The sequence below is a fragment of the Chlorogloea sp. CCALA 695 genome, from assembly GCF_003003885.1.
Lineage (GTDB): Bacteria > Cyanobacteriota > Cyanobacteriia > Cyanobacteriales > Chroococcidiopsidaceae > Aliterella.
On sequence record NZ_PVWN01000011.1, the window covers coordinates 23,487 to 47,743 of the forward strand.

At 41.5% G+C, this 24,257-nt stretch carries 23 protein-coding genes and 2 pseudogenes; 9 read left to right on the forward strand and 16 right to left on the reverse strand.

The features are described 5' to 3' along the window. Positions 1–139: 139 nt before the first annotated feature. The 4 genes from C7B70_RS08185 to C7B70_RS08200 all read right to left on the reverse strand — a co-directional run bounded on the left by C7B70_RS08185 (position 140) and on the right by C7B70_RS08200 (position 5,999). Positions 140–409: an FmdB family zinc ribbon protein gene (locus C7B70_RS08185; protein WP_106368573.1), complete on the reverse strand. Its 270-nt coding sequence runs from the start codon at positions 407–409 to the stop codon at positions 140–142. Positions 410–571: 162 nt separating this feature from the next. Continuing rightward, complete coding sequence (gene fmdA, locus C7B70_RS08190; protein WP_106368574.1) at positions 572–1,747, reverse strand: formamidase; 1,176 nt, start codon at positions 1,745–1,747, stop codon at positions 572–574. Positions 1,748–2,117: 370 nt separating this feature from the next. Next, positions 2,118–4,562 carry an AAA-like domain-containing protein gene (locus C7B70_RS08195; RefSeq protein ID WP_106368575.1) on the reverse strand — a complete coding sequence of 815 codons (2,445 nt, stop codon included), beginning with the start codon at positions 4,560–4,562 and terminating at the stop codon, positions 2,118–2,120. A 3-nt stretch (positions 4,563–4,565) separates the two neighbouring features. Beyond that, positions 4,566–5,999: an AAA-like domain-containing protein gene (locus C7B70_RS08200; RefSeq protein WP_106368576.1), complete on the reverse strand. Its 1,434-nt coding sequence runs from the start codon at positions 5,997–5,999 to the stop codon at positions 4,566–4,568. A 599-nt stretch (positions 6,000–6,598) separates the two neighbouring features. On the opposite strand from C7B70_RS08200, the gene C7B70_RS27610 reads away from it, so the two are divergent. Next, a complete protein-coding gene (locus C7B70_RS27610; protein ID WP_233220854.1) occupies positions 6,599–6,775 on the forward strand; it encodes a hypothetical protein in 177 nt (58 codons plus the stop codon). A 203-nt stretch (positions 6,776–6,978) separates the two neighbouring features. Beyond that, positions 6,979–9,597, forward strand: a complete 2,619-nt coding sequence (locus tag C7B70_RS08210; RefSeq protein ID WP_106368578.1) for an S-layer family protein — start codon at positions 6,979–6,981, stop codon at positions 9,595–9,597. A gap of 18 nt (positions 9,598–9,615) precedes the next feature. On the opposite strand, the gene aroB is transcribed toward C7B70_RS08210, so the two are convergent. Beyond that, positions 9,616–10,707 (reverse strand): 3-dehydroquinate synthase, encoded by a 1,092-nt coding sequence (gene aroB, locus C7B70_RS08215; protein ID WP_106368579.1) that lies wholly within the window; start codon positions 10,705–10,707, stop codon positions 9,616–9,618. 84 nt (positions 10,708–10,791) lie between these two features. Between aroB and C7B70_RS08220 the strand changes: the two genes are divergently transcribed. After that, on the forward strand, positions 10,792–10,887 hold the full coding sequence (locus C7B70_RS08220) for a cytochrome b6-f complex subunit PetL (RefSeq protein ID WP_106368580.1): 96 nt from the start codon (positions 10,792–10,794) through the stop codon (positions 10,885–10,887). Between the two features lie 46 nt (positions 10,888–10,933). On the opposite strand, the gene C7B70_RS08225 is transcribed toward C7B70_RS08220, so the two are convergent. The 3 genes and pseudogenes from C7B70_RS08225 to C7B70_RS08235 form a co-directional block, all read right to left on the reverse strand. After that, the gene (locus C7B70_RS08225; protein ID WP_106368581.1) at positions 10,934–12,535 is read right to left on the reverse strand and encodes a B12-binding domain-containing radical SAM protein; all 1,602 of its coding nucleotides are present in this window, start codon (positions 12,533–12,535) and stop codon (positions 10,934–10,936) included. Between the two features lie 162 nt (positions 12,536–12,697). Continuing rightward, positions 12,698–13,129 (reverse strand): annotated as a pseudogene (locus tag C7B70_RS08230) (DUF4070 domain-containing protein); the annotation flags it as partial. A 192-nt stretch (positions 13,130–13,321) separates the two neighbouring features. Further along, on the reverse strand, positions 13,322–14,017 hold the full coding sequence (locus tag C7B70_RS08235; protein ID WP_106368582.1) for a M23 family metallopeptidase: 696 nt from the start codon (positions 14,015–14,017) through the stop codon (positions 13,322–13,324). Positions 14,018–14,162: 145 nt separating this feature from the next. Between C7B70_RS08235 and C7B70_RS08240 the strand changes: the two genes are divergently transcribed. Then, positions 14,163–15,368 (forward strand): HhoA/HhoB/HtrA family serine endopeptidase, encoded by a 1,206-nt coding sequence (locus C7B70_RS08240; protein ID WP_106368583.1) that lies wholly within the window; start codon positions 14,163–14,165, stop codon positions 15,366–15,368. A 4-nt stretch (positions 15,369–15,372) separates the two neighbouring features. On the opposite strand, the gene C7B70_RS08245 is transcribed toward C7B70_RS08240, so the two are convergent. Genes C7B70_RS08245 through C7B70_RS08260 form a run of 4 tightly spaced genes read right to left on the reverse strand, consistent with a single transcriptional unit; the run spans position 15,373 to position 19,345 of the window. Continuing rightward, complete coding sequence (locus C7B70_RS08245) at positions 15,373–16,680, reverse strand: DUF58 domain-containing protein (RefSeq protein ID WP_106368584.1); 1,308 nt, start codon at positions 16,678–16,680, stop codon at positions 15,373–15,375. A gap of 14 nt (positions 16,681–16,694) precedes the next feature. Then, positions 16,695–17,645 (reverse strand): MoxR family ATPase, encoded by a 951-nt coding sequence (locus C7B70_RS08250; RefSeq protein ID WP_106368585.1) that lies wholly within the window; start codon positions 17,643–17,645, stop codon positions 16,695–16,697. A gap of 12 nt (positions 17,646–17,657) precedes the next feature. Next, complete coding sequence (locus tag C7B70_RS08255) at positions 17,658–18,740, reverse strand: DUF4350 domain-containing protein (protein ID WP_106368586.1); 1,083 nt, start codon at positions 18,738–18,740, stop codon at positions 17,658–17,660. After that, entirely contained in the window at positions 18,737–19,345 is a 609-nt protein-coding gene (locus C7B70_RS08260) for a DUF4129 domain-containing protein (RefSeq protein WP_106368587.1), read from the reverse strand. The genes C7B70_RS08255 and C7B70_RS08260 overlap by 4 nt, the downstream gene beginning before the upstream one ends. A 142-nt stretch (positions 19,346–19,487) precedes the next feature. On the opposite strand from C7B70_RS08260, the gene C7B70_RS08265 reads away from it, so the two are divergent. The 5 genes and pseudogenes from C7B70_RS08265 to C7B70_RS08285 all read left to right on the forward strand — a co-directional run bounded on the left by C7B70_RS08265 (position 19,488) and on the right by C7B70_RS08285 (position 21,206). Further along, positions 19,488–19,760 carry a YlcI/YnfO family protein gene (locus C7B70_RS08265; protein WP_233220855.1) on the forward strand — a complete coding sequence of 91 codons (273 nt, stop codon included), beginning with the start codon at positions 19,488–19,490 and terminating at the stop codon, positions 19,758–19,760. 1 nt (position 19,761) lies between these two features. Continuing rightward, on the forward strand, positions 19,762–20,196 hold the full coding sequence (locus tag C7B70_RS08270) for a type II toxin-antitoxin system VapC family toxin (protein WP_106368588.1): 435 nt from the start codon (positions 19,762–19,764) through the stop codon (positions 20,194–20,196). 82 nt (positions 20,197–20,278) lie between these two features. Beyond that, entirely contained in the window at positions 20,279–20,563 is a 285-nt protein-coding gene (locus tag C7B70_RS08275; RefSeq protein WP_106368589.1) for a BrnT family toxin, read from the forward strand. Then, entirely contained in the window at positions 20,538–20,822 is a 285-nt protein-coding gene (locus C7B70_RS08280) for a BrnA antitoxin family protein (RefSeq protein ID WP_106368590.1), read from the forward strand. The genes C7B70_RS08275 and C7B70_RS08280 overlap by 26 nt, the downstream gene beginning before the upstream one ends. Before the next feature lie 120 nt (positions 20,823–20,942). Next, positions 20,943–21,206: pseudogene (locus C7B70_RS08285) on the forward strand (hypothetical protein). 185 nt (positions 21,207–21,391) lie between these two features. Here C7B70_RS08285 and C7B70_RS08290 read toward each other — a convergent pair. The 4 genes from C7B70_RS08290 to C7B70_RS08310 form a co-directional block, all read right to left on the reverse strand. Then, positions 21,392–21,643, reverse strand: a complete 252-nt coding sequence (locus C7B70_RS08290; protein WP_106368591.1) for a hypothetical protein — start codon at positions 21,641–21,643, stop codon at positions 21,392–21,394. Between the two features lie 215 nt (positions 21,644–21,858). Beyond that, on the reverse strand, positions 21,859–22,440 hold the full coding sequence (locus C7B70_RS08300) for a hypothetical protein (protein ID WP_146134020.1): 582 nt from the start codon (positions 22,438–22,440) through the stop codon (positions 21,859–21,861). 257 nt (positions 22,441–22,697) lie between these two features. Beyond that, positions 22,698–23,456 carry a helix-hairpin-helix domain-containing protein gene (locus C7B70_RS08305; RefSeq protein WP_106368593.1) on the reverse strand — a complete coding sequence of 253 codons (759 nt, stop codon included), beginning with the start codon at positions 23,454–23,456 and terminating at the stop codon, positions 22,698–22,700. Further along, positions 23,431–24,246 (reverse strand): PP2C family serine/threonine-protein phosphatase, encoded by an 816-nt coding sequence (locus tag C7B70_RS08310; RefSeq protein WP_106368594.1) that lies wholly within the window; start codon positions 24,244–24,246, stop codon positions 23,431–23,433. Before C7B70_RS08310 ends, C7B70_RS08305 begins: the two co-directional genes overlap by 26 nt. Between the last annotated feature and the right edge of the window lie 11 nt (positions 24,247–24,257).

Below are 24,257 nucleotides of genomic sequence, written 5' to 3' on the forward strand. Positions count from 1 at the left end.
GAACCAGTCTAAGAGCAAAAAATTTGTGGTTTAGTTGGATGGCTCGAACAAGCAAGTCAACTCCGCCAGCAACAGACCGGGATGCACTAGCAGAGATATATCTTAACAGGGAATTGGTAATTGGTAATTGGGAAGTTTCTTAGTGACCGATCGCCCAGGGTCGTCCGTGATGATGGTTGTGTTTAGGAGTTGAATGATTGGGCGCGTTTGGACGTTGCACTACGCGAGGTTCGCCGCTTTGTTCTACTCGCTTGCTTAGTTGGGTGGGGGTTTTGAGTATGCCCACCGCAGATACCAGCCGTTTGGCGACAGTTTGGCACGTTGGGCAAAATATCGGCTCCCCCGCTTGTTGAAGGCTGCGAATTTGCTCAAATACACCGCAATTGCATCGAAAATCGTATAAAGGCATTAGTTGCTATTTCCTTGGTAGTAAGTTTTTGGCGATTAGTGGGTTTGATAAACTAATTTGGAGATCCCCCCTAACCCACGTCAATAAAGCGGTCAGGTTCAGCTACACCGCTTTTTGACTCCCCTTAAAAAAGGGGGAAAATATTTGGAGTTTAGCTTTTACCTAAGTAGGTAGTACGTTACGCTCAAAAATTGCGGTGGGTACAGCGATCGTACAGCAAGCGTTGGGAATATCTACAATGCCGCTAATGCGTCCTTCTACGGGAGCCGAACCTAAAAGCAAATAAACTTGTTCGCCTGTATAGCCAAACTTTTTGAAATAGGCGATCGCATTCAAGCAAGCACGACGATAGGCAACATGAGCATCTAAATAATACTGTTTGCCCGAAAATTCATCTACCGATATGCCTTCAAATACCAAAAATTCTGAGTAATGAGGTTGAACGGGGCCAGGCTTAAATATGGGGTTAACTACGCTATATTTTTCTACACCGCCTTTAATTAATTCGACGTGCAAATCGAGGTAGCCAGCCATCTCAATCGCGCCGCAAAAAGTAATTTCTCCGTCACCTTGGGAAAAGTGAATGTCTCCCATTGAAAGCTTTGCACCTTCAACGTAGACGGGGAAATAAACCTTTGAGCCTTTAGACAAGTTTTTAATGTCGCAGTTTCCCCCATGTTCGCGGGGAGGAATTGTCCTACAAGCTTCTTTTGCTATGCGGTCAAATTCCGCGCCTTTAAGAGAACCTAAAATTGCATCAGTTGGATTAGGAAGTAAAGCTAAAGCTGGTACGCGATCGGGGTCAGTAGCGACTAATTCCGCTTCCCGTTTATTCCAAGTAGCCAGCAATTCATGGGAAGGAGCGCAGCCAATTAATCCGGGGTGAGGAATCCCAGCAAATTTTACATCGGGAATGTGACGACTGCGCGCATAGATGCCTTGCAAATCCCAAATTGCTTTTTGCGCTGTTGGATAATGCTCTGTTAAAAAGCCGCCGCCGTTTTCTTTGGCAAAAATCCCTGTAAAACCCCACTCATAGTTGGGCAAAGTTCCCACATCTAAAATATCTACGACTAGCAAATCGCCTGGTTCTGCACCATTAACGTGGATCGGCCCGCTTAAAACGTGAGGAATAGTTAAATTAACTGTGCGGATATCTTCAGGACTATCATTATTGTGAATTTGTCCATCAGTCCAGTCTTTGCACTCAATCCGAAATACTGTACCGGGATTAACAGAAGCTACTGCCGGAATATCAGGATGCCAGCGATTATGTCCCACCGCATCTTGTTCTGTCATCGGCTTATTTAAGTCAACTTTAAAAAGCACTTCTGGCATAATACACTCCTGCTTGTTTGCTTGCTAGAGGCGATCGCTATCCCTGTAGGACTTAAGCTTTTGAATCCTGACTAAAACTTGTACGGATTATATTCGATTGATAGCCTACAAAAATGTGATTAAGTATTTTTGTATTGCTATTTTACAAATCCCAAAAAATTTGCTTGTAAATAATAAAGCAAAAATTTCCTCAGCAAATTGTATTTCTAACTACAAATCTATAAACTAATGAAGTAGCTTTGATTAAAGTTAAAAAACGATTTTAAGCATTATTTAATATTAACAATGTGCAAAATATGTTACCAAATTTACAGAATTAGTTTATAGTTTTTATCAACTAATAATCTTGTGGCAGAGGGGTTGTATGTTCTTATCTATTCTCTGACAAACATTCGGAAATTCTATTTAAATACGCTGTGCGATCGCGAGTTCCATCACTTCCTTCCCAAGTCACTAACCAAGGGAGTTGACCTTCTTTAAGAGCGTCGCCAGAAAAGTCGGTTGTAGGGAGAAAAACAAGAGTCCTGTTCCCATCTGCGTCCGTCTCCAATCTCGCCCACCCAACACGGCTCATAAACTCAATAATATCTCCATTTACCTCGCGCCAAATGCGTTTTTGAACACTAAAGCCAAAACGTCGATCGCTGTTTGTCCAAAGCTCATCCATAGCACGTAAGTCTTGACAAGGGAAATTTTGAGCGACTTCGGCTGGAAACCTGCGCTCTTGCGATGTGTTCGATAGTTCCCACACGATCTCGGCTGTTAGATTGTCAGCCTCTTTCAATTTATTATTTTGCAGTAGGTTTTTTAATTCAGCATAAAAATACTCTTGTTGAGATTGTTTAACTTTACTCAACAAATCATTGTTTTGATTGGGTGTAAGCAACTCAATTAATTCGTAATGTAAGGATTTTATAGTATCAGGAGTAATTATTTTATTTTTTGAATTATGAGGGTTAAATTGCTGGGTATTTGATTGAAGTAACCCAAACGCTTTTTTATAAAATTCTAGTGCTGCTTGATTATTCTCTTGTTCTTTATATATTTTACCTTGTATTATTAATGAATAAAGGCGCACTTCCTTTTCTAAAGGAGAGATTTGGCTATTTCCATCTCCTAATAGTTTTGTATTCTTTTTGATCGTTTTTATAGCGTCTTCCCGCTGCTCTAGATTCTGATATGCTAAGGCGATATTGCTTAACAAGAGACTTTGTTGAAGATTGTAGTTCTCTTTAATTTCCTCATCTTGAGACAAACCTAATTGTTTCGTGGCCTCAGCCGCTTCTTGCTCATCCTTTCTCTGGATTTGTGGGATTAATTCAGATAGTAGTGAGATATTTGTAAGCTGGTTCTGGACGCGATTAAGTTTAACTCCTGCCAAGCTTGCTGAAATGAGTAATGCTACTAAAATAATATTTCCAACGCGAGTTCGACTTTTAGCTTTCTTATTCGCTACAGCCAATGTATAGTTAGCCTCAGCTAATACTTGACTTCTTTGTTCTGCTGCTTCTTTGTCCTGCTTCTCGCGTTCCAATGCAGCCTCTATTTCTAATCTAGCTAATTTTTGTTCCTCCTGTTGACTAGCTAATAAAAACATGGTATGTCGGTCACTTAAACTTTTATCCTTCGACCATTTTTGACCATCTAGCAGTGTCACTCCCCTCAACAATCGCGAGGTATCTTTGTATTCAGAAGCTACCCAAGCTTTGAGATTTTCGGCGTAAGGGCAAAACGTCTGCAACTGAGTTTCAATCCAATCATTGTCAAAAATCTCTTTATAAATTGGGTTGTAAACTCTTAATTTGTTTTTTTCTTTGACAACTAATCCAGAAAGCTGTAAGTGATATTGCTCTGGAGTATCATCTGCTATTATCTCAAATTTCTCCGCCTGACAAATTCGCTGACACAAGCCTATCAGAGCAGGGGCGTTTTTATTCTTAATAATCCTATCTCTAATCGTTTGTAAATGTTGAGGATAGTCTTGGGCTTCCCAGTTTTCAATAATGCACTGACGCACGACCTGTTCAACATTACGTGGATTTTCTTCTTGAGACTCTTTCACCATCAAATCGCACAGCTTTTGTGTCAGGAACGGTTGTCCTCCTGTCCAATCCAAAATTTGCTTAAATATCCCCTCTGGGTCAGGATATATCCCCTGCAAACCCTTTATTAACGGTTCAATTTTATCATTCGATTGGAATGGCTTTAAAAAGATACCTTTGCCAATATTAAACGCAGTGATATTTTTATCTTTGATTAAATCGCTTGGTGATGCAATTCCTAATAAACAAAAGGTAAGACGTTTATATTTGCGCTCGTCATTACGGCGTTCATGACAATAACGAATGAAAACAAAAAAATCATCAGTATTAAAATTGAGACTTACAACGCTACCAATTTCATCAATAAAAATAACAATATTTTCGTCTATTTGGGCAAGTAGTATCTTTTCAATAAACTTCCGAAATCGTGTTCCACCTGAGTCTGACTGATTTCGTTCCCACCACTCGGCAAATTTAAAATCTAGGTCAAAATAATCAATAAGTTTTTCAACTAACCCTTTATACCATTCCTCTTCTGAGATGTTTTTGCTAGTTCCACCACTAAGGTCAATAACTGCACATTCTATGCCATCGTCTCGTAAACGGCGTACAGTTCGTATCCGCAAGCTGCTCTTTCCACTTTGACTTGAGTTCAGCACATAACAAAACTTACCAGCTTTCAGTGCTTCATATAATTCTTCATCGGCTTTTCGCTTTACATAGGTGCTGTTGTCTTCTGGTACACATCCAGAGTAATAGTACTGGTCAACCATAACTTACTCCAAACGCTCAGAAAAGTACTGACGATGTAAATCGTAACGCGAACTACAATCATGACTAGAATATTTCACTAACCCTATACTGTCGAGTTTGAACCCAACTTCAGGATCTAGTCTCACGGATTCATTTGCCGTTAGCACTTTTTTATACGCCGATTCTAACTGAGGATTTTTTTGTAAAATCGATAGTAGCTTTCGTAGATGGTTGCTGTAAATCCCTTCTTCTGTTGGCGCAAGGGTTAAAAGTTTCTCTAAAGTTGTTTGTTGATGCTTAAGACTGCTTAAAGCCTGATTTATGAGTTCTGGGTGTCCTCCTACTAAACCCATCAACCGCCTCAATCCATCTTCTCCCAACTGTTGGTCTAATTCATAATGCTTGGCAAAAGTTGTTACCTCAGAAAGGTTAAAGTCTAGTAACTTAACTGATACTCCTACATTGAACGGTGAATAATTATCAGGTAAGTTTGGATAAGCTTGAGTGGAACAAACCAAAATTACCCGCAGTTTTCTCCAAATATTACCAACTCTGTCGCTTTGTTTGCTGCTATCATGCCAAAACCGTAGGAGCGAGAAAAATTCTTCGTAAGTATCATAAAATTCAATCAACAAGTCACAATTATCTATACCAATGACTATAGGACATTCACTATTTGATAGTAAATATTTAATGTATCTATTACAGTTCTCCTTCGCTGTGGCGGGATTTTGCCAGCATTCCTCTATTTTGGATTGAAGTTCCAAACTCGTAAAAGCATCAGCTAAATCATTAGAAACTTGAACGCAGAACCAGTACAAAAAGGTGTTTGAGTTAGTTAAAGTATTCCTATCAGCAAGATTCAAATCTAATTTAACTGATTCATAATCCTGCTGTTTCGCATATTCAAGCCATTGCCCTAACAGCAAGGTTTTACCCATTCCCTGGGCAGATGTAATACGAATTAGCGCTCCAGGTTCTCTAATTTTATCGTAACCCAAAGATTCAACGTTGGGACGCTCAATATAAAAGTAAGGATCTAGTGGCGCTCGTTGTACCTCTAAGGGTTCTGGGTTTTTAGCTTCTTCCATCAAAGCTGGTCTAGTTTTCGGTAGAGAAGCTTGTTTTTCGTTATCTTGCTTTTCTTTATGGCGCTTTAGAGGTTGCCGAAAATTTGCCTTTTTTACCTCTTCGCCTAACTCCTTAGTAAGCATATCCCATATGACCTTACCAACTTTTTTGCAGTGGTCTTCTGTATAAAAATTATCATTTTCAGCGTTTACTTGTTCCGCATCAGCGTCTGAAGTTTTCTCAACTCTAGAGTATTTTATTCCATCGTATGCTGCCTTCAATACTTTCGTTTGCATATCATTTAGATAGTGTCCCTCAACTTTTCTGCTAATTTCATTAACCAGTTTTTTGACCTCTTCCCAAGAAAGTTCTGGCTGATAGTTCATGGCTTTAATTGATAATTATGCGAACAAGACATCAAGGCTTAGAGGCTCTATTTGACAGAGCAAAATGCAGTGAGTGCCTGGGCTTAAAACCCAGATAGATTTGCTCATGCCACCTTTAAAAACTGGCTTTTACTTATCTAGTTGATATTGTATCAACTTCTGTAGCCCGATCTTTATATTTGTTTGCTAACAAACCCCCTTCGGGCTGAACTCAAGGACGGGGAACGCTTTTCCTGTTTAACTTTCCTATTATCGAAAGTTTTGAGATTAATTTAACCCCACTTTTTGCTACTTTTTTACACTTTGGTTGCATAAGTTATTAATTAAAACCCACTTTTCATAAAGTGCGATCGCACTTTAGTTACAAGAATCATTAATTGAGGCACTTTCTTATGTAAATAACTTATTAATCAAGCCACTTTTTCCTACTGCATAATAGTACATTTTTAAATAAGTTAGGCAGTAGATGAAAACTTGAAATTAATCTACAAATCATGTTTAACTTTACCAGTTTGAATAGAAAAGCATGGGCTTTCGATCAGTTTTTTAGTGAGAGCAAAGATGGAGCAAATATAAAACGAAAGGCTATTGCTATTACAATGTTTTTTGTAATAATTGGGGCAGGATTGGCAACAGCCGCTACTGCTATTGCTAATCTAGATGCTTCATCGACGACAATTGCTTGGAGACCCAGACCAGCCCCACCAAATAGGGAAGGAAGTGATGACCCTAGCAATACCGAAGGTATTAACCAGCAAGGCAGCTTATTAACTTAGTTGAACTTGAATAATACTTTCATCATTTCCAAACCCCGAGACTCACATTTTTGAACAATGTAAGTTAGAGCAGCCCCATCCTCGCCCTTGTAAGGCAGGGTGGGGATATGTCATTAACTAAGGTTTTAGGCTCGCGTCATAAGAAAGCTGATCGACGAGAAACGCCAGTGATATATTGCTAAAAAAGTTTAGGAGATTACTTTATGATTGCGAAAAGCTGGTTGAGTGGGTGCTGGCAGGTGAAAATTGGGACTTGCGTTGCTATGGCTGGGACATTCTGTATCGCAATAAGCGGGGGTGTTTTGGCTCAAGTCGTGCCGGATAATACGCTAGGTGCTGAAAGTTCTATAGCTACACCCGATGTCATCCGGGGCATTGAGAGCGATCGCATTGATGGTGGAGCAACTCGCGGTGCTAATCTCTTTCATAGTTTTGAGCAATTTAATATCGGTGCAGAGCGAGGTGCTTACTTCACCAATTCAGTAGGGATTGAAAACATTTTCTCGCGCGTTACCGGGGCTAATAGTTCGGAAATATTGGGACGGCTCGGGGTGTTAGGCAATGCCAATTTGTTTTTGATTAATCCTAGGGGCATTGTGTTCGGCTCTGGGGCAAGTTTGGATGTGCAAGGCTCATTTATCGCTACAACGGCGGATGCGGTGAAGTTGGGCGATACGGGATTATTTAGCGCCACGCAACCAGAGGCGAGTAACTTACTTACGGTTAGTCCGTCAGCAATATTGTTTAATACTATTAACGCTCAATCGATTGTTAATCGTTCGCAAGCACAAAGCTCCATTAGTCAGCCTAATTCAGCAGGTGATTCCCCAGGACTACAGGTGCCACCGAGTCGCACCCTCGGATTGATTGGTGGGGATGTGCTGATACAGGGAGGAAAACTGACAGCAGCCGGGGGAAGAATTGAACTCGGTAGTGTCGCTGGAGTGGGTCAAGTGAGTTTGATCCCTAATGAAAAAGGCTTTGCCCTAGGGTATGACGCGATTGCTGATTTTGGCAATATTTCGCTCTCCAACCGAGCGTCTGTGGATACCAGTGGTGAGGGGGGCGGTGATGTTCAAATTCGTGGTGCGCGGTTAGAGATGAGCCAAAACTCCAATGTTTGGGCTGACACCTTGGGAGCAGAAAATGGCGGCGAATTACTAGTCCGCACAACAGAGGTTGTTCTGGGTGAGGATTCATTTTTGAGGGCTAATGTGACTCCTACAGGAATGGGAACTGGAGGAAACTTAACGATTAATACAGGTCGCTTGCTGGTGCAGGGTGGGGCAGAGGTATCAGCCACTACGTCCGGTGCAGGCAAGGGCGGCAACTTGCAGATATCTGCTAGTGAGTCAGTCGAGGTGGTGGGAGAATCACCCAATAGACAGGTTGGCAGTGGTTTGTTGGCTCAGAGTGAAGGAAGTGGAGGGGATGGAGGGGATGCAGGGAATTTGACGATTGACACGGGCCGCTTGCTGGTGCGCGATGGGTCACAGATATCAGCCAGTACTGGAGGTGAAGGCAAAGGCGGCAACTTGCAAATAGTTGCTGACTCGGTCGAGATGGTTGGCGAATCCGCCAAGAGTGAGTTTGTTAGTGGCTTGTCTGCACAGAGTGAAGGGCGTGGGGATGCAGGAAATGTGACAATTGAAACGGGGCGCTTGCTGTTGCAAGATGGGGCGCAGGTATCAGCCATTACTGGAGGTGAAGGCAAGGGCGGCAACTTGCAGATAGTTGCTGACTCGGTCGAGATGGTTGGAGAATCCGCCAAGAGTGAGTTTGTTAGTGGCTTGTTTGCTACGAGTTTGGGAAGTGGGAATGCAGGGAATGTGACAATTAAAACGGGGCGCTTGCTGGTGCGCGATGGGGCGCAGGTATCAGCCATTACTGAAGGTGAAGGCAAGGGCGGCCACTTGCAGATAGTTGCTCATGACTCAGTTGAGTTGATTGGTACCTCCGCCAATAGTCAGTTTGCTAGTGGATTGTCTGTTCGGAGTCAAGGAAGTGGGGATTCAGGAAACTTAACGATTGATACAGGGCGCTTGCTAGTGCAGGGTGGGGCAGTCATATCTAGCCGTAGCTCAGGAGAAGGAACATCTGGCAATACAGACATTACAGCCCGCGAAACTTTACAAGCTGATGATGGCACAATTAGTACTAGCACTAGCCGTTCTGGTGGAGGTGCGATCGCAATCAAGGCTGGAAATATCCGCCTAGTTGGCGACTCTGACATCAGAGGTAATGTCGCTTCTGGTGCAGACGACGGCGGTAACATTACTCTGACTGCTGACTATATCCTTGCTTTTGATAACAGCGATATCCTCGCTTTTGCGCGTGATGGCAAGGGCGGAGACATAACCCTCAATACTCCTGCCTTCTTCGGTGAAAACTACCGTCCTGCTCCTGGTAGCACTAATCTTAGTGGGCTTGATAACAATAACCAAGTTGACATTAATGCCACTGGCGCTGTCAGTGGCATCATCACCATACCCGATGTCACCTTTATCCAAAATAGCCTGATTGAATTACCAGAAAATCAACTTAACACCGACAGCATCCTCGCCAATAGCTGCATTGTCCGCCGCAATCAACCGACTATGGGCAGCTTCACGATTACAGGAACTGGGGGCTTACCGCAGCGTCCTGGAGATGCTCAAATATCTAGCTTTCCCACAGTAGACATGGCAACTCTACCAAGTGATATCACAACTTCAAATACTCACCCTAATCGTTCTTGGCAAAAAGGCGACCCCATTATTGAACCCCAAGGCGTGTATCGGCTACCAAATCGAAAACTTGTATTGAGTCGAGAATGTTCTTAAAGAAATAAAAAGCTAAATTCATTGCATCTGCTGCAAAACTTGACCAATCAAATCTGTTGGCACTTGGTCAGTTATTTCGACTGCACCAATTTGAGTAGGTAGCACAAATCTAACTTTACCTGCTTTAACTTTTTTGTCAGTTTGTAAAGAGTCAATAATCGCATTAATATCTATTCCTGACGGCAAAGTAGTTGTAAGTCCAGCTTTTTGAATTAGCGCAACATGACGTGCTTGCGACTCTGCATCCCACAAATTCATTCCCAGGGCGAGTTTTCCCGCCGCTACCATGCCAATTGCTACAGCTTCACCATGATTAATCGAGCGATAGCCTGTCAAGCTTTCTACCGCATGACCGATAGTATGACCATAATTGAGAATTGCCCTTAATCCGGCTTCTTTTTCATCTTTACTGACGACATCAGCTTTAGCTTGACAAGAACGGGCTAAAATAGTTTGCACCAAGCTAGGAGAAAGAGCAGGCATTTCGTCTAGGCGATCGCACGCTTCCATTTGCTCAAACAAATCCAAGTCCCAAATTATTCCATACTTAATTACTTCTGCCATCCCGGCTTGAAACTCCCGCACAGGTAAAGTGTCCAATACTTGCGGATCAATTAGTACCAATCGTGGCTGATGGAATGCGCCAATTAAATTTTTGCCTTGGGGATGATTCACACCTGTTTTGCCACCAATAGAAGCATCAACCATTGACAATAACGTAGTAGGGACTTGAACAAAATTAATCCCTCTTAGCCATGTAGCCGCCGCGAAGCCCGTCATATCTCCAATTACGCCCCCACCTAAAGCAACCATCGTTGACGCGCGTTCTAGGCGGTTTTCTAGGGCTTTGTCGTAGATTTGCCCAACAGAGGTTAAGTTTTTGTATTGTTCGCCATCCTTGAGAAGACAAGTTGTAACATCGAAGCCTGCATTTAAGAGAGATGAAACCGCTCTTTCCCCATAATGACCAAACACTGAGGGGTTGGATACTAATAAAACTTTTTTACCCAATTTGAGGGTAGCCATTTTTTCACCCAGCAATTCTAAGTTGCCTGGTGCGATCGCAATGTCGTAAGACTCAGAAGGTAGATTTACACTAATAATAGGCATAGCAAATATTTCAATTGGCGACTGGGCGCTGCAATTACTTCAACTAATGTTTCAATATTCTTTATAGCTAATGGAGAAACACAAATGCTTGGAGTTATTTCTTACGTGCTGCTTTTGGGCGGATTTTTTGCCCTGGCGGTGGGTTTACTTTTCGGGCTACGCGCTGTTAAATTGCTGTAATTCATGGTATTAGGGCGCATAGATAAAATGCGCCCTACTCCTAGCCTTAACTAGCTAAAGCTGTAACATTTACTTGAGGAGTCTGAACTTTGATTTTGGCTTCTTCTGCTAAAAATTCGGCTAATTGCGCTTCAATTTCAGCTTTGACAATTTCTCGGTATTCTAGAAAATGCTCGATTTGGGCGCAAGTTGACAAGTAGCTGCTAATCCCACCGCGATTGTAACGATACATATTAAACAAGTTACGCCAGAAAGCATAACGAGTTTTGCGAACTAAACCTTGTCGCCAGCAAATTGTCAAAAATGCCTGAATTACCTTCAAATCGACTCCTGTTTTAGAAGAATTACCTTTATCGGGATATTTTGCTTCGCCTAAAATGCGGAAGTGGCGATAAGTCCGATCTAAAAACTTCTCTGGATCGTACAATTCCCAAAAAGCTGCAATGTATTCGCTGGCAATTTCTTCTAAAGGACGAGTGGGGACGTAGTTCATCAATGTAGTTTGATTGATGTTGCCATCTTTTGAACGCAATCTGCCTTCTTTTTCGAGGCGGATAGTTAGCGCCGTATCGGGCAATGCTTGCAGCATACTAAATATAGCTGTAGGAATGGAAGTTTTTTCTACAAACTTGACTACGCGATCGCCTGCGCCCGATTTTTCGCCATCAAAACCAATAATAAATCCAGCCATTACGCGCAATCCAGTACGAGTAATTGCATGAACAGAATCAGTTAATGAATCGCGGGTATTTTGAAACTTTTGCGTCAAAGTCAAGCTTTCTTCGTCGGGGGTTTCAATGCCCAAAAACACCGAACCAAAGTTACAATCAACCATCATATCCATCAATTCTTGATCTTTTGCCAAATCAATTGATGCTTCTGTTGCAAAGGAGAAAGGATAACGTTTTTCAACCATCCAAGGCTTTAGGTCTTTAAGAAACAACTTTACATTGCGTTTATTGCCAATAAAGTTGTCATCTACCATAAAAATACTGCGTCGCCAGCCAAGATTGTAAAGGCATTCTAACTCGGCGATAATTTGGGCTGGGGTTTTAGTCCGAGGTTTACGCCCGTAGAGTACGATAATGTCGCAAAATTCGCATTGAAACGGACAACCGCGCGAAAATTGTACTGACATTTCCGAATAAGCATCAAACTTTAGCAAGTCAAAGCGGGGAGTTGGAGTGTTGCTAACATCGGGTTTTTCGCCATTGACAGCCCGGAAAGTGCCGCTTTTTTCACCCCGTGCGATCGCCTCAACAAACATGGGAAGGGTAATTTCCCCTTCATCCAAAATCAAAAAGTCTGCTCCCGCACCTTGAGCTTCAAGAGGTAAAGCTGTGGGATAAGGGCCACCTACAGCTACTAATTTACCGCGTTTTTTCGCTTCTTGAACTTGAGCAAGCAAATCTTTTTTCTGGACAATCATCGCCGAAAGAATAACTAAATCTGCCCATTGCCATATATCTTCAGTTATTTCGCTAACGTTGCGATCAACTAACTTATATTCCCATTCTTGGGGCAAAATTGCCGCTACTGTAACCAATCCCAAAGGCGGTAGCATTGCTTTACGCCCTAGCAATTCTAAGGTTTTTTCAAAAGACCAAAAACTTTTAGGAAATAGGGGGTATAAAAGTAAAACTTTCACGAATTTTTAACCTCTGATTTTGTTTTTAAACTTGAAAGGTCTGGGTTTGAGTAACAAAGAGCAATCTGTTGGATGTTTTGATTTTGATATTAGAGGATATTTGGTAATTTGCGATATTATCTCAAACATCCGAATCTTGTAAATGACGTTATTGTAAAGGGTTTAGTGCGGCATCGCGGCGACTTTATTTTGGGTAACAGGTTTTTGTTGTTCTTGGGCTTCAAGTTCTATAAACTCCTCAAGCTGACTTTCAATTTGATCGCGTGCGATTTGGCGGTACTCCATAAAATGCTCAATATGAGCGCAAGTAGCAAGGTAATGTTCCGCAACGCCAGGATTTCGCCTAATCCTACTAAATAAGTGATGCCAAAACTTCCAACGGGTATCGCGTTTAATTCCTTGTCGCCAAATTACAATTGCTAGGGCTTTAACAACCAATAATTCTGGCAATTTAAAAGGCGCTTTCCACGTCGGCGCACCCATCATCAGAAAACAACGGTAAGTTCTATCTAAATACTTTTCGGGGTCGTACAACGCACAAAAAGCCTCAATATATTCTCTGGCAATATCTTCTAAAGGACGAGTAGGCGTAAACCAGTAAAACTTTCATCTAAACTACCTCACACTATATTTGTTAGATTAGCTCAAAATTTATAAGCGTTGACTTTATTTAGGCTGTGATTAAATTGCTTTATATCATAGAATACTTAGTTAAGTTAAGGGTAAACAATCTTCTACAAACTATTCGCAAAGTTCACACTTTAGAAAGATTGACAAATTTGAGGATTATTTACTTATTAGTGCTGGATCTTCTGCCGTCCAACCGATGCCCGACGCATAACGCAACTCAAAGTGTAAATGGGCTTGCTTAGAGCTAGGTTTGCCACTAATACCAACTTTGCCAATTACATCGCCTTGATTGACTATTTGACCTGCACGTACAGTTAAAGACTGTAAATGGGCGTAGCGGGTTTGTTTGCCACTAGGATGATTAATTACAACTAAATTGCCATAACTTCCTTGATCGCCTGCAAAAGCAACGGTTCCATCATTTGCTGCTTGTACAGGAGTTCCTAGGGGTGCTAATAAATCTATCCCACTATGAAAAATTACTTTACTTGTAAATGGGTCTACTTGCCAGCCATAACCCAAAGCTATATTTGCTTTTTGGGGTAAAGGGTAGCCTTTGATGGTTTGTTTAGAGATAGACGGAGACGATCCATTTACCCCAGGGATGAATACAGATTGAGGTACATTTTGGCAACCGTTGAGTTCAAATAATACATCGGCGCGGACATTGTATTGGGCTGCCAATTGCTTCCAAGTTTGACCCCTAGGTACTTCGACTAGAATACCGTTGTAACGCGATAAGTCAGGGGTAGAACACTTTGCTAACGGTATGGGGGCGGCAATTAGCGGCGGGGAATTAGTGGCTAGGATTAACCCAAAAAGTGTTGAGGATAACAGTAAGCGTAGAATCATAATAATTAAATTGTAAAGGCGATCGCATTGTCACCTGTGTTAACGTGGCGATCGCCTAGCACGAGTTAAAGTTAAAACTAGCTAGAGCGAATCTTTCAAGTTTAAAAATTAATATCTGCATAGCGGTTAGAAAGCAGCAAATAATATGGGTTTATCTTTAAAAAAGTTGACTTTTTCTCTTACTTTACTAATTATCGGCGGTGGTGTGGGAGTATTTTGCAGTCGTTATTTACCATCGCCTAAACAACCATTTCAGCAATTAAAAACTGTACCAGTAATCCAACCGCCAGCTAATCTACCTGTAGACAGGAGCGTTACGGCGGGGATTATTCAAGAGCGCGATCGCAATTTTATCGCTACGGCCGTTGAAGAAGTCGGCCCGGCGGTAGTGAGAATTAACGCCACGCGCAAAGTAACTAATCAAATTCCTGAAGCTTTGGACAATCCTTTATTTCGCCGCTTTTTTGGCGACGAGCAACCAATTCCTGACGAGCGAGTAGAGCGCGGTACAGGTTCGGGTTTTATTTTAAGCGCTGATGGTCATTTAGTTACCAACGCTCACGTAGTCGCCGATACAGATACCGTACAAGTTACTTTAAAAGATGGGCGGAGTTTTGAAGGAAAAGTTGTTGGGGTAGATACCGTTACTGATGTGGCGGCGGTGAAAATTAAGGCGCAAAATTTGCCCCAAGTTAGAATTGGTAACTCTAATAATTTAATTCCTGGAGAATGGGCGATCGCCATTGGCAATCCTTTAGGTTTAGATAACACTGTAACTATTGGGATTATTAGCGCTACAGACCGATCTAGCGCTCAAGTTGGAGTTCCCGATAAGCGCGTAACTTTTATTCAAACTGATGCAGCAATTAATCCCGGAAACTCTGGGGGGCCATTATTAAACGCCCAAGGGGAAGTAATTGGGGTAAATACGGCAATTCGTTCTGATGCTCAAGGATTGGGTTTTGCAATTCCAATTCAAACCGCCGCCCGTGTAGCCAATCAGTTGTTTACTAAAGGCAGCGTAGATCATCCATTTTTGGGCATTAAGATGGTGGATCTAACTAGCGCTACGAAAGACCAAGTTAATCAAGAAACTGATTTGAATGTTAAGCAAAATTCTGGGGTGTTAATTGTCGAAGTTTTAAGAAAATCCCCTTCAGCACAAGCCGGATTGAAAGAAGGGGATGTAATTCAAAAAATCAATAATACCCCGGTTAAAAAGGCTTCAGAGGTGCAGCAGTACGTTGAATCTATGACGCTCGGAACTACTTTGGCAATGGAAGTAAAACGCAACGGTAAAACTCAAGTTGTTCAAGTAAAACCGGGGGCGTTTCCTGAAGGTAGGGGGTAGTAAATTACAATTGATTGCGGGCTTTTAGTTGCAAATATCGATCTACAATTTGTTCGCTAAGGCGATCGCAAGGCGCATCTAAGACTAATACCCCTTTTTGCCTGAGTTTTGCAAAAGCTAGTTGTCGTTGGGCGAGTAAATCTATTGCTACGGCGCGAGTGTAAGTAGTTGTGATGTCTAAAGTTGGGGTATGGGCAATTTCTTCTACTTGGCGATCGCCCAACGTGACGCAAAAAGGCAAATAACGCGGCGCTAATCGTCCTATAGCGGCTAATAATTCCGCCGATGCGGTGCTGTCTATTATGTCGGTAATCAATACTACTAGAGCGCGTCTAGTTTGCTGCTGGACTACGTTTGTCACCGCTCCCATATAGTCGGATTCCAGCAATACAGGTTGAATTGGTGTGAGGCGATCTATAAGATGGCTTAATTGGTGTTGTCCTCTTTGGGGTTGAATCCATAGGTGCATTTGGCGATCAAAGACACCCACACCGACGCGATCGCCTCGATTTAATCCTGCTAGAGCTAAAGATAAAGTAGCATTCATTCCCCAGTCAAAGCGCTTTAATCCTCCAACTTGGGCTGTCATTAAACGTCCGCGATCAAGTAAGATAATTAGGGTTTGTTCTTGTTCTGGCTCTAAAACTCGCACCAAAGGGCGATCGCGCCTTGCAGTAGCTTTCCAGTCAATTAAGCGCAAATCGTCGCCCTTGCCATAATCGCGCAATTCGGCAAATTCTGTACCTATCCCTAAAGTACGCATTTTCCGCAAAGCACCGCTAGATTGTAATGTTAGGCGAATGGATAAACTTTTTAGTCCTAATAAGTCTGGGTAAACTTTTACTTTTCGACTGCAATAAATTTTAAAACTGTCCCAAGAAAGTCCCCAATTACCTAATTGTCGTACTTGAATATCGCCATAGTCAAATTCGCCGCGTTTAATTGGAGAAACTATATAGGTTAATTCGGTAATAGTGTTGCTAGGTAAGGAAGTAGATAACACCCGTTGAGTAAGTTTAAATTCGGTAGGTGGGCGATCGCATATCTGAATTTCGACCGGGCGATTTTTTGATGTAATGCTTAACACTACAGGGTTATCACGCCCAATAGATAATCGCGGTGGTAAGGTGCGCTTAATTTGGACGCGGTGGGGTTTTGCGCGTAAACTATCGACGAACATCAATCCTAAAACAATGGCATCAAATAGCAGAGTAATCGCTATACTTGTTTGGACATTCCAGATAATAGAGGTGGAAAGTGCGATCGCGCTTCCCAGTAGCAGCAATAAATAAGTTCGTTTTGAGGGAATCATTTTTTTCAGACACTTTATCTAGGTACAGCTACTCGATCTAGGATTGAACCTATTACAGCTTCCATCATCAACCCGTCTAACAATGCTTCAGGCTTCAAAATTAACCGATGGCGCAATAATGGCGGTGCAACTACTTTGATATCATCGGGGGTTACATAATCTCTTCCCGATAGCCAAGCACTTGCTTTACTTGACTGCAACCATGCTACCGCCGATCGCGGAGACCCACCCAAAGCTAAATCTGGATGCTGGCGCGAGGTTCTCACTAATTCCAATAAATAATCTATTATTTTTTCCGATACTTGAATTGCTTTTACTTGTTCCCGCGCTTGAATTATTTGCTCTACGGTTGCAACGCTTTTCATTTGGGCGATATCTAGCCGTTTTGTCCCAAAACCAGCTTGGCGATTGAGCAACATTTGCTTTTCACTATTTTGGTCTGGGTAATCTACTATTAGTTTGAATAAAAATCTATCTAACTGCGCCTCTGGTAGCGGATATGTACCTTCAAATTCCAAGGAGTTTTGCGTTGCAATTACCCAAAATAATTCTGGTAAAGGTAGAGTTTCACCGTCTAATGTTACCTGTTGTTCTTCCATCGCCTCCAATAGTGCAGCTTGAGTTTTGGGCGGAGTGCGGTTAATTTCATCAGCTAAGAGTATTTGGGTAAATACTGGCCCTTTTTTTAAGATAAAGGTGCGGTTATTGAAGTCTAAAATATTTGTCCCGGTAATGTCGGCGGGTAATATATCGGGGGTGAGTTGGACGCGCTTAAAGTCTGCCTGTACAAGGGTTGCTATCACCTTGACAAGTAACGTTTTCCCCGTTCCGGGTACGCCCTCCAAAATTACATGACCGCCTGCTAGAAGCGCTATTAATAGTTGCTGCACTACGGCAGGTTGTCCGACAACCACTTGGTTAAGAGATTCACCAAGGCGATTTAAAACAGCGTGGTTTTCGCTCATAAAAGGAAGGGTTTAAGATGAAGTGCGATCGCGGATTTTCTGCCATTTATCCAGCCAATCTAGCAACTCTTTATCGCTCAAACGGCTTGGTTGCGACGAATGGCGAAGTAATTGTTGCAGTTGAGTGGAAGAATTTTTTGTTTGCTGCACCCAATTATCTACTAAAGCTTGATGTTCTAGGGGTATTTTGCCTAATCCGAGTGCTTTTTGGAGTTGCAATTGTTCTTCTTTTCCCACTACATTTACAATAAATTCGCTGGATTCGGCTTTTTCTAATACTCCCGCTAAAGCTTGAATATAAGCTAAGTTGTTGTCAATTACAGGCGTTTCTAAGCTTGCTGGCGCCCCAAAGCGCCGATTTTGCGCCCAAATTAAGACTAATAATAAAACTCCAACTTGTAGCAACAGGGGTGATAACGGTGTTTTTGCCAAATATTCCAGCCAATTGCGATCGCCTTGACTTTCTATATCAGTTTTATCTCTGTAGCCGTGACTGTATTCGTCTACAAATATTTGCGAATTTTTGGTAACTAACTGCGCCAAATATTGAAAATTGCTAGGGTAATCTTGATAAGCATTCGCCGCTAAATAAGGAGTTGTCGCAAAAATAGCTTGTCCCTTGCCAACTTTTTCACTCCAAACAACTGCACCAAAAATGTCTCCTAATTCTAATGAGGATTTTTTGTTCGGCGATCGCTTGCTAGTCTCAATTTTGATATCACCCACCGATGAACTTTGCAACGTGCTAAATTCTGCCTTGGTAATAGCTCCTTTTACTCCTAAAATAACTAACGTATTACCTTGCTTTATCCATTTTTCTTCTTCGAAATCTAGCTCTGACGGTGTTATCTGGCTATTAACTCGCAGTAGAGTTACAGAATTTGCTTTGATTTCCTCAAAAGGTTTTTGCCAACGCTCAATTTTTACGCCTTGTTTTTGCATATAAGCATACCAAGCGCCGTAGCCATCGGGAGCGCGGTTATAAGTTGAGCCATTGCTAATATAGCTGGTACTAGGAGCAGCAATTAGGGTTAGCAATGCAATGGCTGCAATTACAATTCCACCCAACCACCATAAGCGATTTGTGCGTTTCATTGCTGAGAAATCTCCCCGTAAGCTTGTTTGCACTGCTCGAAGTTTTCCGGCACAATTTCCTTATTACCAAAACACAATTGCTCGTGAGTTTTCAGTAACGTTTGATAAGCTAGAGACGGCGGGATTTCTGCCAATAGTTGCAAGTATTCGCCATCAGTACGGCTAGATTGATGGGTAACTTTGCCGCGATCATGCAATTGCTGTAAGGTGGCTTGATATAAACATTTGCAAGCTTCCGCATAATTACCTTGAGCAAAATAATCTTGACTTTTTTCTAGCCATTGTTTTACTGCTAGTTGAGGATTATTTGCGTTATCTATCAGCTTAGGTGCTGTGCGATCGCCCCCAAAGTAAGTTAATGGTGCTAATATTCGCCAAAGTTGCCATAATAGCCAAGTGGTAATTGCGATCGCCAGCAACCAAATTAGCGCTTTAATTAAATCTACTAGCCAAGGGGCATCAAGCGACCAATCGGGCGGCAAAATGTCTGGTAAAGGAGATTTGAAGCGCGAAAGCTGCAATTCTATCCATTCGCCTAGTTGTTGTTGCAATAGCGATAACTGCCAACCCCAGCTAGTTTTAGCAAATTCTTCAGTTGTAGGCATTGGTGGAGTGTAAGCCCATAGAAAACCGCAGCTTAATTGCCAACATTATATCTGCATAACGTTGATTTCCTTTTTCACTAACGCAAGTTAAACTAGGGCAATGACTTTTTAGCTAGTTTAATTCATAACGCGATACCATGAAATGACATCAGAATATGACATCATTACAATGGAAGAAAGAGAATCTTTGACAGTCCGTTTGCCTGCTGGATTACTGACTCAGGCGAAATTGTACAAGGCACAAAATGAGTCATTGAACGATTTAGCGATCGCAGCGTTAACGAGAGAAGTAAGTCGCCGCAAGGGGTTATCAGCACATAGCCGAATTATTGATAGACGTGAAAAAATTAAACAAAAGACAGGTACTCAACCAAGTTCGGTAGATTTGATTCGCCAACTTAGAGTAGGTGAGTGAGATGACTAGAGCGTTGTGTTTAGATACAAGTGTTGTAATTCAATACCTTGTTCCCGAACAACTACAAATTCAAGCAGAAGCTCTTGTCCTAGAGGCTGTAGAAAATGCAGTTAGGATGGTTGCGCCAGCTTTTGCTTGGGCAGAAATTGGCTCTGTACTTCGCAAAAAGATCCGTGCTGGTTTACTTACCGATGAAGAATCAAAAGGGTGTTTCGATGACTTTTGCCAATTACCTATCGAATATATTGACACTGTAGAAATTAGAGCAAGAGCATGGGAAATAGCCCACCAGTATCAATTACCAACTTTATACGATGCCTCATTTTTAGCTTGTGCAGAATCTATAGGAGCAAATTGTCAATTTTGGACGGCGGATAAAACTTTGCTCAATCAGTTAGGGCAAAGGCTCTCTTATGTTAGAGAGTTAGTAGAGTAAGGTGCGATCGCCTTGATTGTTGCAATAGTGAAAAAGTGCGATCGCTTTATATAATGTCTATACTATTTTGTATATACACATTATGGAGTTTGAATGGGACGGAGACAAAAACAAAGCTAACCAAAGAAAGCATCAGATTAGTTTTGAAGAAGCTGCCGAAGTCTTTTACTATCCAATATATGAAACTGTTGATACTCGATTTGAGTATGGGGAAGTAAGGTTAATTGGAATTGGCAGAAATAGTCAGATGATAATTTTGACCGTTGTTTATACTGAACGAAAAGCAAGAATTAGGATAATTTCAGCCCGTAGAGCCAATAAACAAGAAGAAAAGTTTTACTATGAATATTGTACGCAAACAGATTGATGAAATACCTCTAATGAGCAAGGAAAGGGCAGAAGAACTTAAATCAATGTCTGATGAAAGTATTGATTATTCTGATATTCCGCCTCTAGATGAAGAATTTTTCAAAAAAGCTAAACTCGTGCAGCGTAAACCGAAAACTGAACAGATTAGCATCAGAATTGATACAGAAGTTTTGGAATGGTTTAGAAGTCACGCCACAGAAAAAGGCTATCAGACTCTAATTAACGATGTATTGAGAACTTATGTAACTCACCATTAATACTCTGTTGTTTAAGTGCGATCGCATGGTTTCAAGAACAAAAGTGCGATCGCGTTTACATTAAAGGTGTAACGGTCTAGTTTTTATACATGACCGATTACTTAGTCAGGATCTTAACAAATGTCAGTAACAATAGAACAAGACTTAAAGGAAATTTTAAGTAAAATTGACCAAAAGTTAGACGGATTACAAAAAGATATAGTTGATTTAAAAATAGGACAAACATAAATTAAAGGGGAGATTAAAACTTTAAGTGAAAGAATTAATGGCATAGACGAACGGGTGAAAAATCAAGACTTTATAAGTAGAGGAATCTTAGTAGGTTTGATTTTAGCTATTCTTGGCGGATTGGCTAAGTTATTGGGGTTTGCTGGTAATCCTTAAGCTAAAATAATTTATTTGCTGTTTAATATAATTAAAAAGTAATCGCACCTTAGCAAACTTTGCTAGTAGTTGTGATGAAATATAAAAAGTAATCGCTTTTAAGTTGCAGTTGTGGAGAGCGCGATCGCATGGTTTCAAAAATAATAGTGCGATCGCATTTCATCTGTATGTTTTAGGATATTTGATTAACCAACAGTTTTGACGCTGTTAATTCCATCACTTGTCCACTGTACAAGCAACCACTGACTAGCAGCTTTGTCTAGCGCTGGTAAGAGCCGAAAATTAAAAACTTCTTGCCAAACTTCCTCGCTATGCTGGGATACAAAAGTATTTTCTAGCTCTTGAAATCTGGAATAGTTGTGGTTTCCGATAGCAGCAAGCCTATCAATTATGTCATTTACGGGGATTTGAGTTGCGGATAGTTGTGCTTCTGTCATTGTTCTTTATCCTTAAAAATAATGATCGCACGTTAGCAAACTTTGCTAGTAGCTGTGGTGGAATATGAAAAGCGATCGCATTTAGTATTGCAGTTAAAACTACAGACTTCTCTCGCTGTTAGCTAGGACTTTTAGCTTTACAAGCGCTCTTTGCAATACGCTAGGTTTAACACTCAGCCAAATTTGATTGCAAGCATCTTCAGAAAATAAAAATACTACCAAAAAAAATTACCTATCTCACCTATCACGTCCCAAAAATTTATTGGAGGTAGAGGTGTATATGGGATGGGTTGTGGAATGGGTTGCTGTTTGGAGCTTTGTTTTGGGGAAGGTCGTTTTGTAGTAGGTTTATTTTGGCGTTTTTTACTCTTTGTGATAGATTTTGCTTTCCGTGATGAAGTTGAGTTAGCAATAAACTTGATTTGATTATAATCATTCAAAACTATTTGAGGAACATAAACACCCCATTTGATTTGATGAATAACTAGCTTGCCGCTAATTTGGATAAACTGTGTTTTCCAAGATTTTAAATTATCTACAGTTAATCCTTGAAGCTGGGACAAACTTGTTAATCTATCAGAAGGTACAACAATCCTAAATGAACGATACCCATCAATTAACTTTGAAGGATGACCAAAGTTTAGGAAAAACTGATTTGTGTTATGGTATCGCGTGCTTAAAATTTGTCCTGACACTGTAATTTCTTTACCTTTTTGCTGTACGAGTTTCAGAGTTTCAGTTGCTTTAAATACTGAAAGGGAGCTTGTAGATGTTGATTTTTTAGGAGTAACAGGCACAGCAGGAAAAATATCACAGCTAAGTTTTACTGCCCTTTCGCACCAATAGCACTTGCTGTAACTCTGACTGTAGTAATGATTGTCTACCTTATTACAAACTTTCAGTTCAGAAAAGGCAACTTGTAAGGCATTGTGCCAATCTTCAGCAGTTGGACGTAAGTGAGGCGATCCGTGTCCGTCGTTAAAGCACTTAAGAAAAAGTCGCTTAATTTCTGGATGCACAACATCGAGGGGAATTGTAATTTGATTAGGGCGAATTAAACTATTTTTACCGCCGTACACAAGCCTTTGCGGATGAGTTCGGTTGGCTCTGGAGATTCCCCCGCACCCGTCCACTTGCCAGAAAAAGGATGGTAGCCAAAGAGTAAGTAGTGAATCAACACTGCTAGACGAAAGCGATCGCACATCTCAGTCTGATCTGTCGTAGAAAAATCTTTCCCTAATAACTCCACAGGTGTAAAACCATCAGAACCCACAGTACAACGGTAGACTTTCCCTGTCTTGGAGTCGCGCACTTGAAAAGAATCAGTATCAATTACCGCAACCAAAGCGCGATCATTGACCAAAATATTCTGCGACTTGATATCGCCTAAAACATAGCCTTTCTCATGAATTGCTTGAATAATCCAAGCAGTATTTAAGGCGGTAACGTGGAGATAAGACCAGTTAAACCCAGGAGCATTTTTTTTCCGCTTGCTAGGATTGTAAATACTCTGAAGTTCTCGACTATTGCGAACGGCTGGCATCAAAAAGCCGACACAATTACCGCTCCCGTCTAGTAGCAAATCCTGGGGAAAAGCTATAGAAATATGGTTTTTGCTTTTCATTGGATCTACGGGCGGATTTGCCAGCATTGCCTTTAGCTTGGCGATTCTCTCAGGTGTTGGATTGTGATAAATCTTCGCTAGAATGCCGCTAAAGTTAGTTTCGCAAACTTTTCCTTCACCGCTAGTCTTGATCTCATTACCCAAAGAAACTGTTTGGCGATCGCTACTGCGAGTCAGAATTGTCATCATAGCAGCACAAAAGTAAGGTTTTATCGTCGTCAGTACGGGAATTTAGCCTGTCAGAATTTAGAAAACTCATTAAATATGTGTCTTCTTTTTCGGGGTTGCTGGTTTCTAGCAGATATTCCTCAAACGGCGCAAAGAAAGGCGCAAAAGGTGTAAAGTCACTCATTTTAATTGCTACTCTTTCTAGGCCATCGGTTGCCGCAAAAACATACTCTGGCTTATCTTTGATTACTTCTACCCGCAGCGATCGCACAGCATTAGCGGAAGTGACAAAGGTTGTCTCGTTGACGTATTCGCCTTTATCTGGTGGAAACAGCAATTGATAGCCTTCTTGCTGACAGCGCACGGCAATAAATCCATCGCCAATTTGCATCGCCGCCACCCAATTAGGAGTCGCCACAAATACCAAAAGCGTACAAGCCAAGTCTTCAAATAAGTATCCTTCGCTTTTTGCTTGGGTTGCCAACGCATCAATTACCTTAGTCGTCATTTCGGTAAAAATTTTGCTGGCTTGTTCCTCCGAAAGCGGCTGCGGGTGAGGGTGAGACTGCCAAAACTGCCAAAAGGGTTTTTGTTTTTGCAACCACTTTTCTGTATTTGTGAGATATGCCAAAGCTTTCTCAACGGCTAATTTAGCGCCAATTTCAGCGTATTTAGCACTACCTGCACCATCAGCTACAGCCCCAATAATGACGTTATTTAAGACCTTGTAGCTACCGTAGTCTTGACAGGGCATTTGCTGCTTAATATGACTTGTTCCCACGGTGGAACGGGCGATCGCTCTCCACTGCATAAAATTTTCTC

Coding starts and splice junctions, on each gene's coding strand:
- aroB (WP_106368579.1), bottom strand. CDS start 10,707: ATGCCTATTATTAGTGTAAATCTACCTTCTGAGTCTTACGACATTGCG.
- C7B70_RS08275 (WP_106368589.1), top strand. CDS start 20,279: ATGGAGTTTGAATGGGACGGAGACAAAAACAAAGCTAACCAAAGAAAG.
- C7B70_RS08245 (WP_106368584.1), bottom strand. CDS start 16,680: ATGATTCCCTCAAAACGAACTTATTTATTGCTGCTACTGGGAAGCGCG.
- C7B70_RS08200 (WP_106368576.1), bottom strand. CDS start 5,999: ATGAACTATCAGCCAGAACTTTCTTGGGAAGAGGTCAAAAAACTGGTT.
- C7B70_RS08250 (WP_106368585.1), bottom strand. CDS start 17,645: ATGAGCGAAAACCACGCTGTTTTAAATCGCCTTGGTGAATCTCTTAAC.
- C7B70_RS08310 (WP_106368594.1), bottom strand. CDS start 24,246: ATGCAGTGGAGAGCGATCGCCCGTTCCACCGTGGGAACAAGTCATATT.
- C7B70_RS08185 (WP_106368573.1), bottom strand. CDS start 409: ATGCCTTTATACGATTTTCGATGCAATTGCGGTGTATTTGAGCAAATT.
- C7B70_RS08270 (WP_106368588.1), top strand. CDS start 19,762: ATGACTAGAGCGTTGTGTTTAGATACAAGTGTTGTAATTCAATACCTT.
- C7B70_RS08210 (WP_106368578.1), top strand. CDS start 6,979: ATGATTGCGAAAAGCTGGTTGAGTGGGTGCTGGCAGGTGAAAATTGGG.
- C7B70_RS08220 (WP_106368580.1), top strand. CDS start 10,792: ATGCTTGGAGTTATTTCTTACGTGCTGCTTTTGGGCGGATTTTTTGCC.
- C7B70_RS08290 (WP_106368591.1), bottom strand. CDS start 21,643: ATGACAGAAGCACAACTATCCGCAACTCAAATCCCCGTAAATGACATA.
- C7B70_RS08260 (WP_106368587.1), bottom strand. CDS start 19,345: ATGCCTACAACTGAAGAATTTGCTAAAACTAGCTGGGGTTGGCAGTTA.
- C7B70_RS08265 (WP_233220855.1), top strand. CDS start 19,488: ATGACATCAGAATATGACATCATTACAATGGAAGAAAGAGAATCTTTG.
- C7B70_RS08280 (WP_106368590.1), top strand. CDS start 20,538: ATGAATATTGTACGCAAACAGATTGATGAAATACCTCTAATGAGCAAG.
- C7B70_RS08195 (WP_106368575.1), bottom strand. CDS start 4,562: ATGGTTGACCAGTACTATTACTCTGGATGTGTACCAGAAGACAACAGC.
- C7B70_RS08305 (WP_106368593.1), bottom strand. CDS start 23,456: ATGATGACAATTCTGACTCGCAGTAGCGATCGCCAAACAGTTTCTTTG.
- fmdA (WP_106368574.1), bottom strand. CDS start 1,747: ATGCCAGAAGTGCTTTTTAAAGTTGACTTAAATAAGCCGATGACAGAA.
- C7B70_RS08235 (WP_106368582.1), bottom strand. CDS start 14,017: ATGATTCTACGCTTACTGTTATCCTCAACACTTTTTGGGTTAATCCTA.
- C7B70_RS08255 (WP_106368586.1), bottom strand. CDS start 18,740: ATGAAACGCACAAATCGCTTATGGTGGTTGGGTGGAATTGTAATTGCA.
- C7B70_RS08240 (WP_106368583.1), top strand. CDS start 14,163: ATGGGTTTATCTTTAAAAAAGTTGACTTTTTCTCTTACTTTACTAATT.
- C7B70_RS27610 (WP_233220854.1), top strand. CDS start 6,599: ATGTTTTTTGTAATAATTGGGGCAGGATTGGCAACAGCCGCTACTGCT.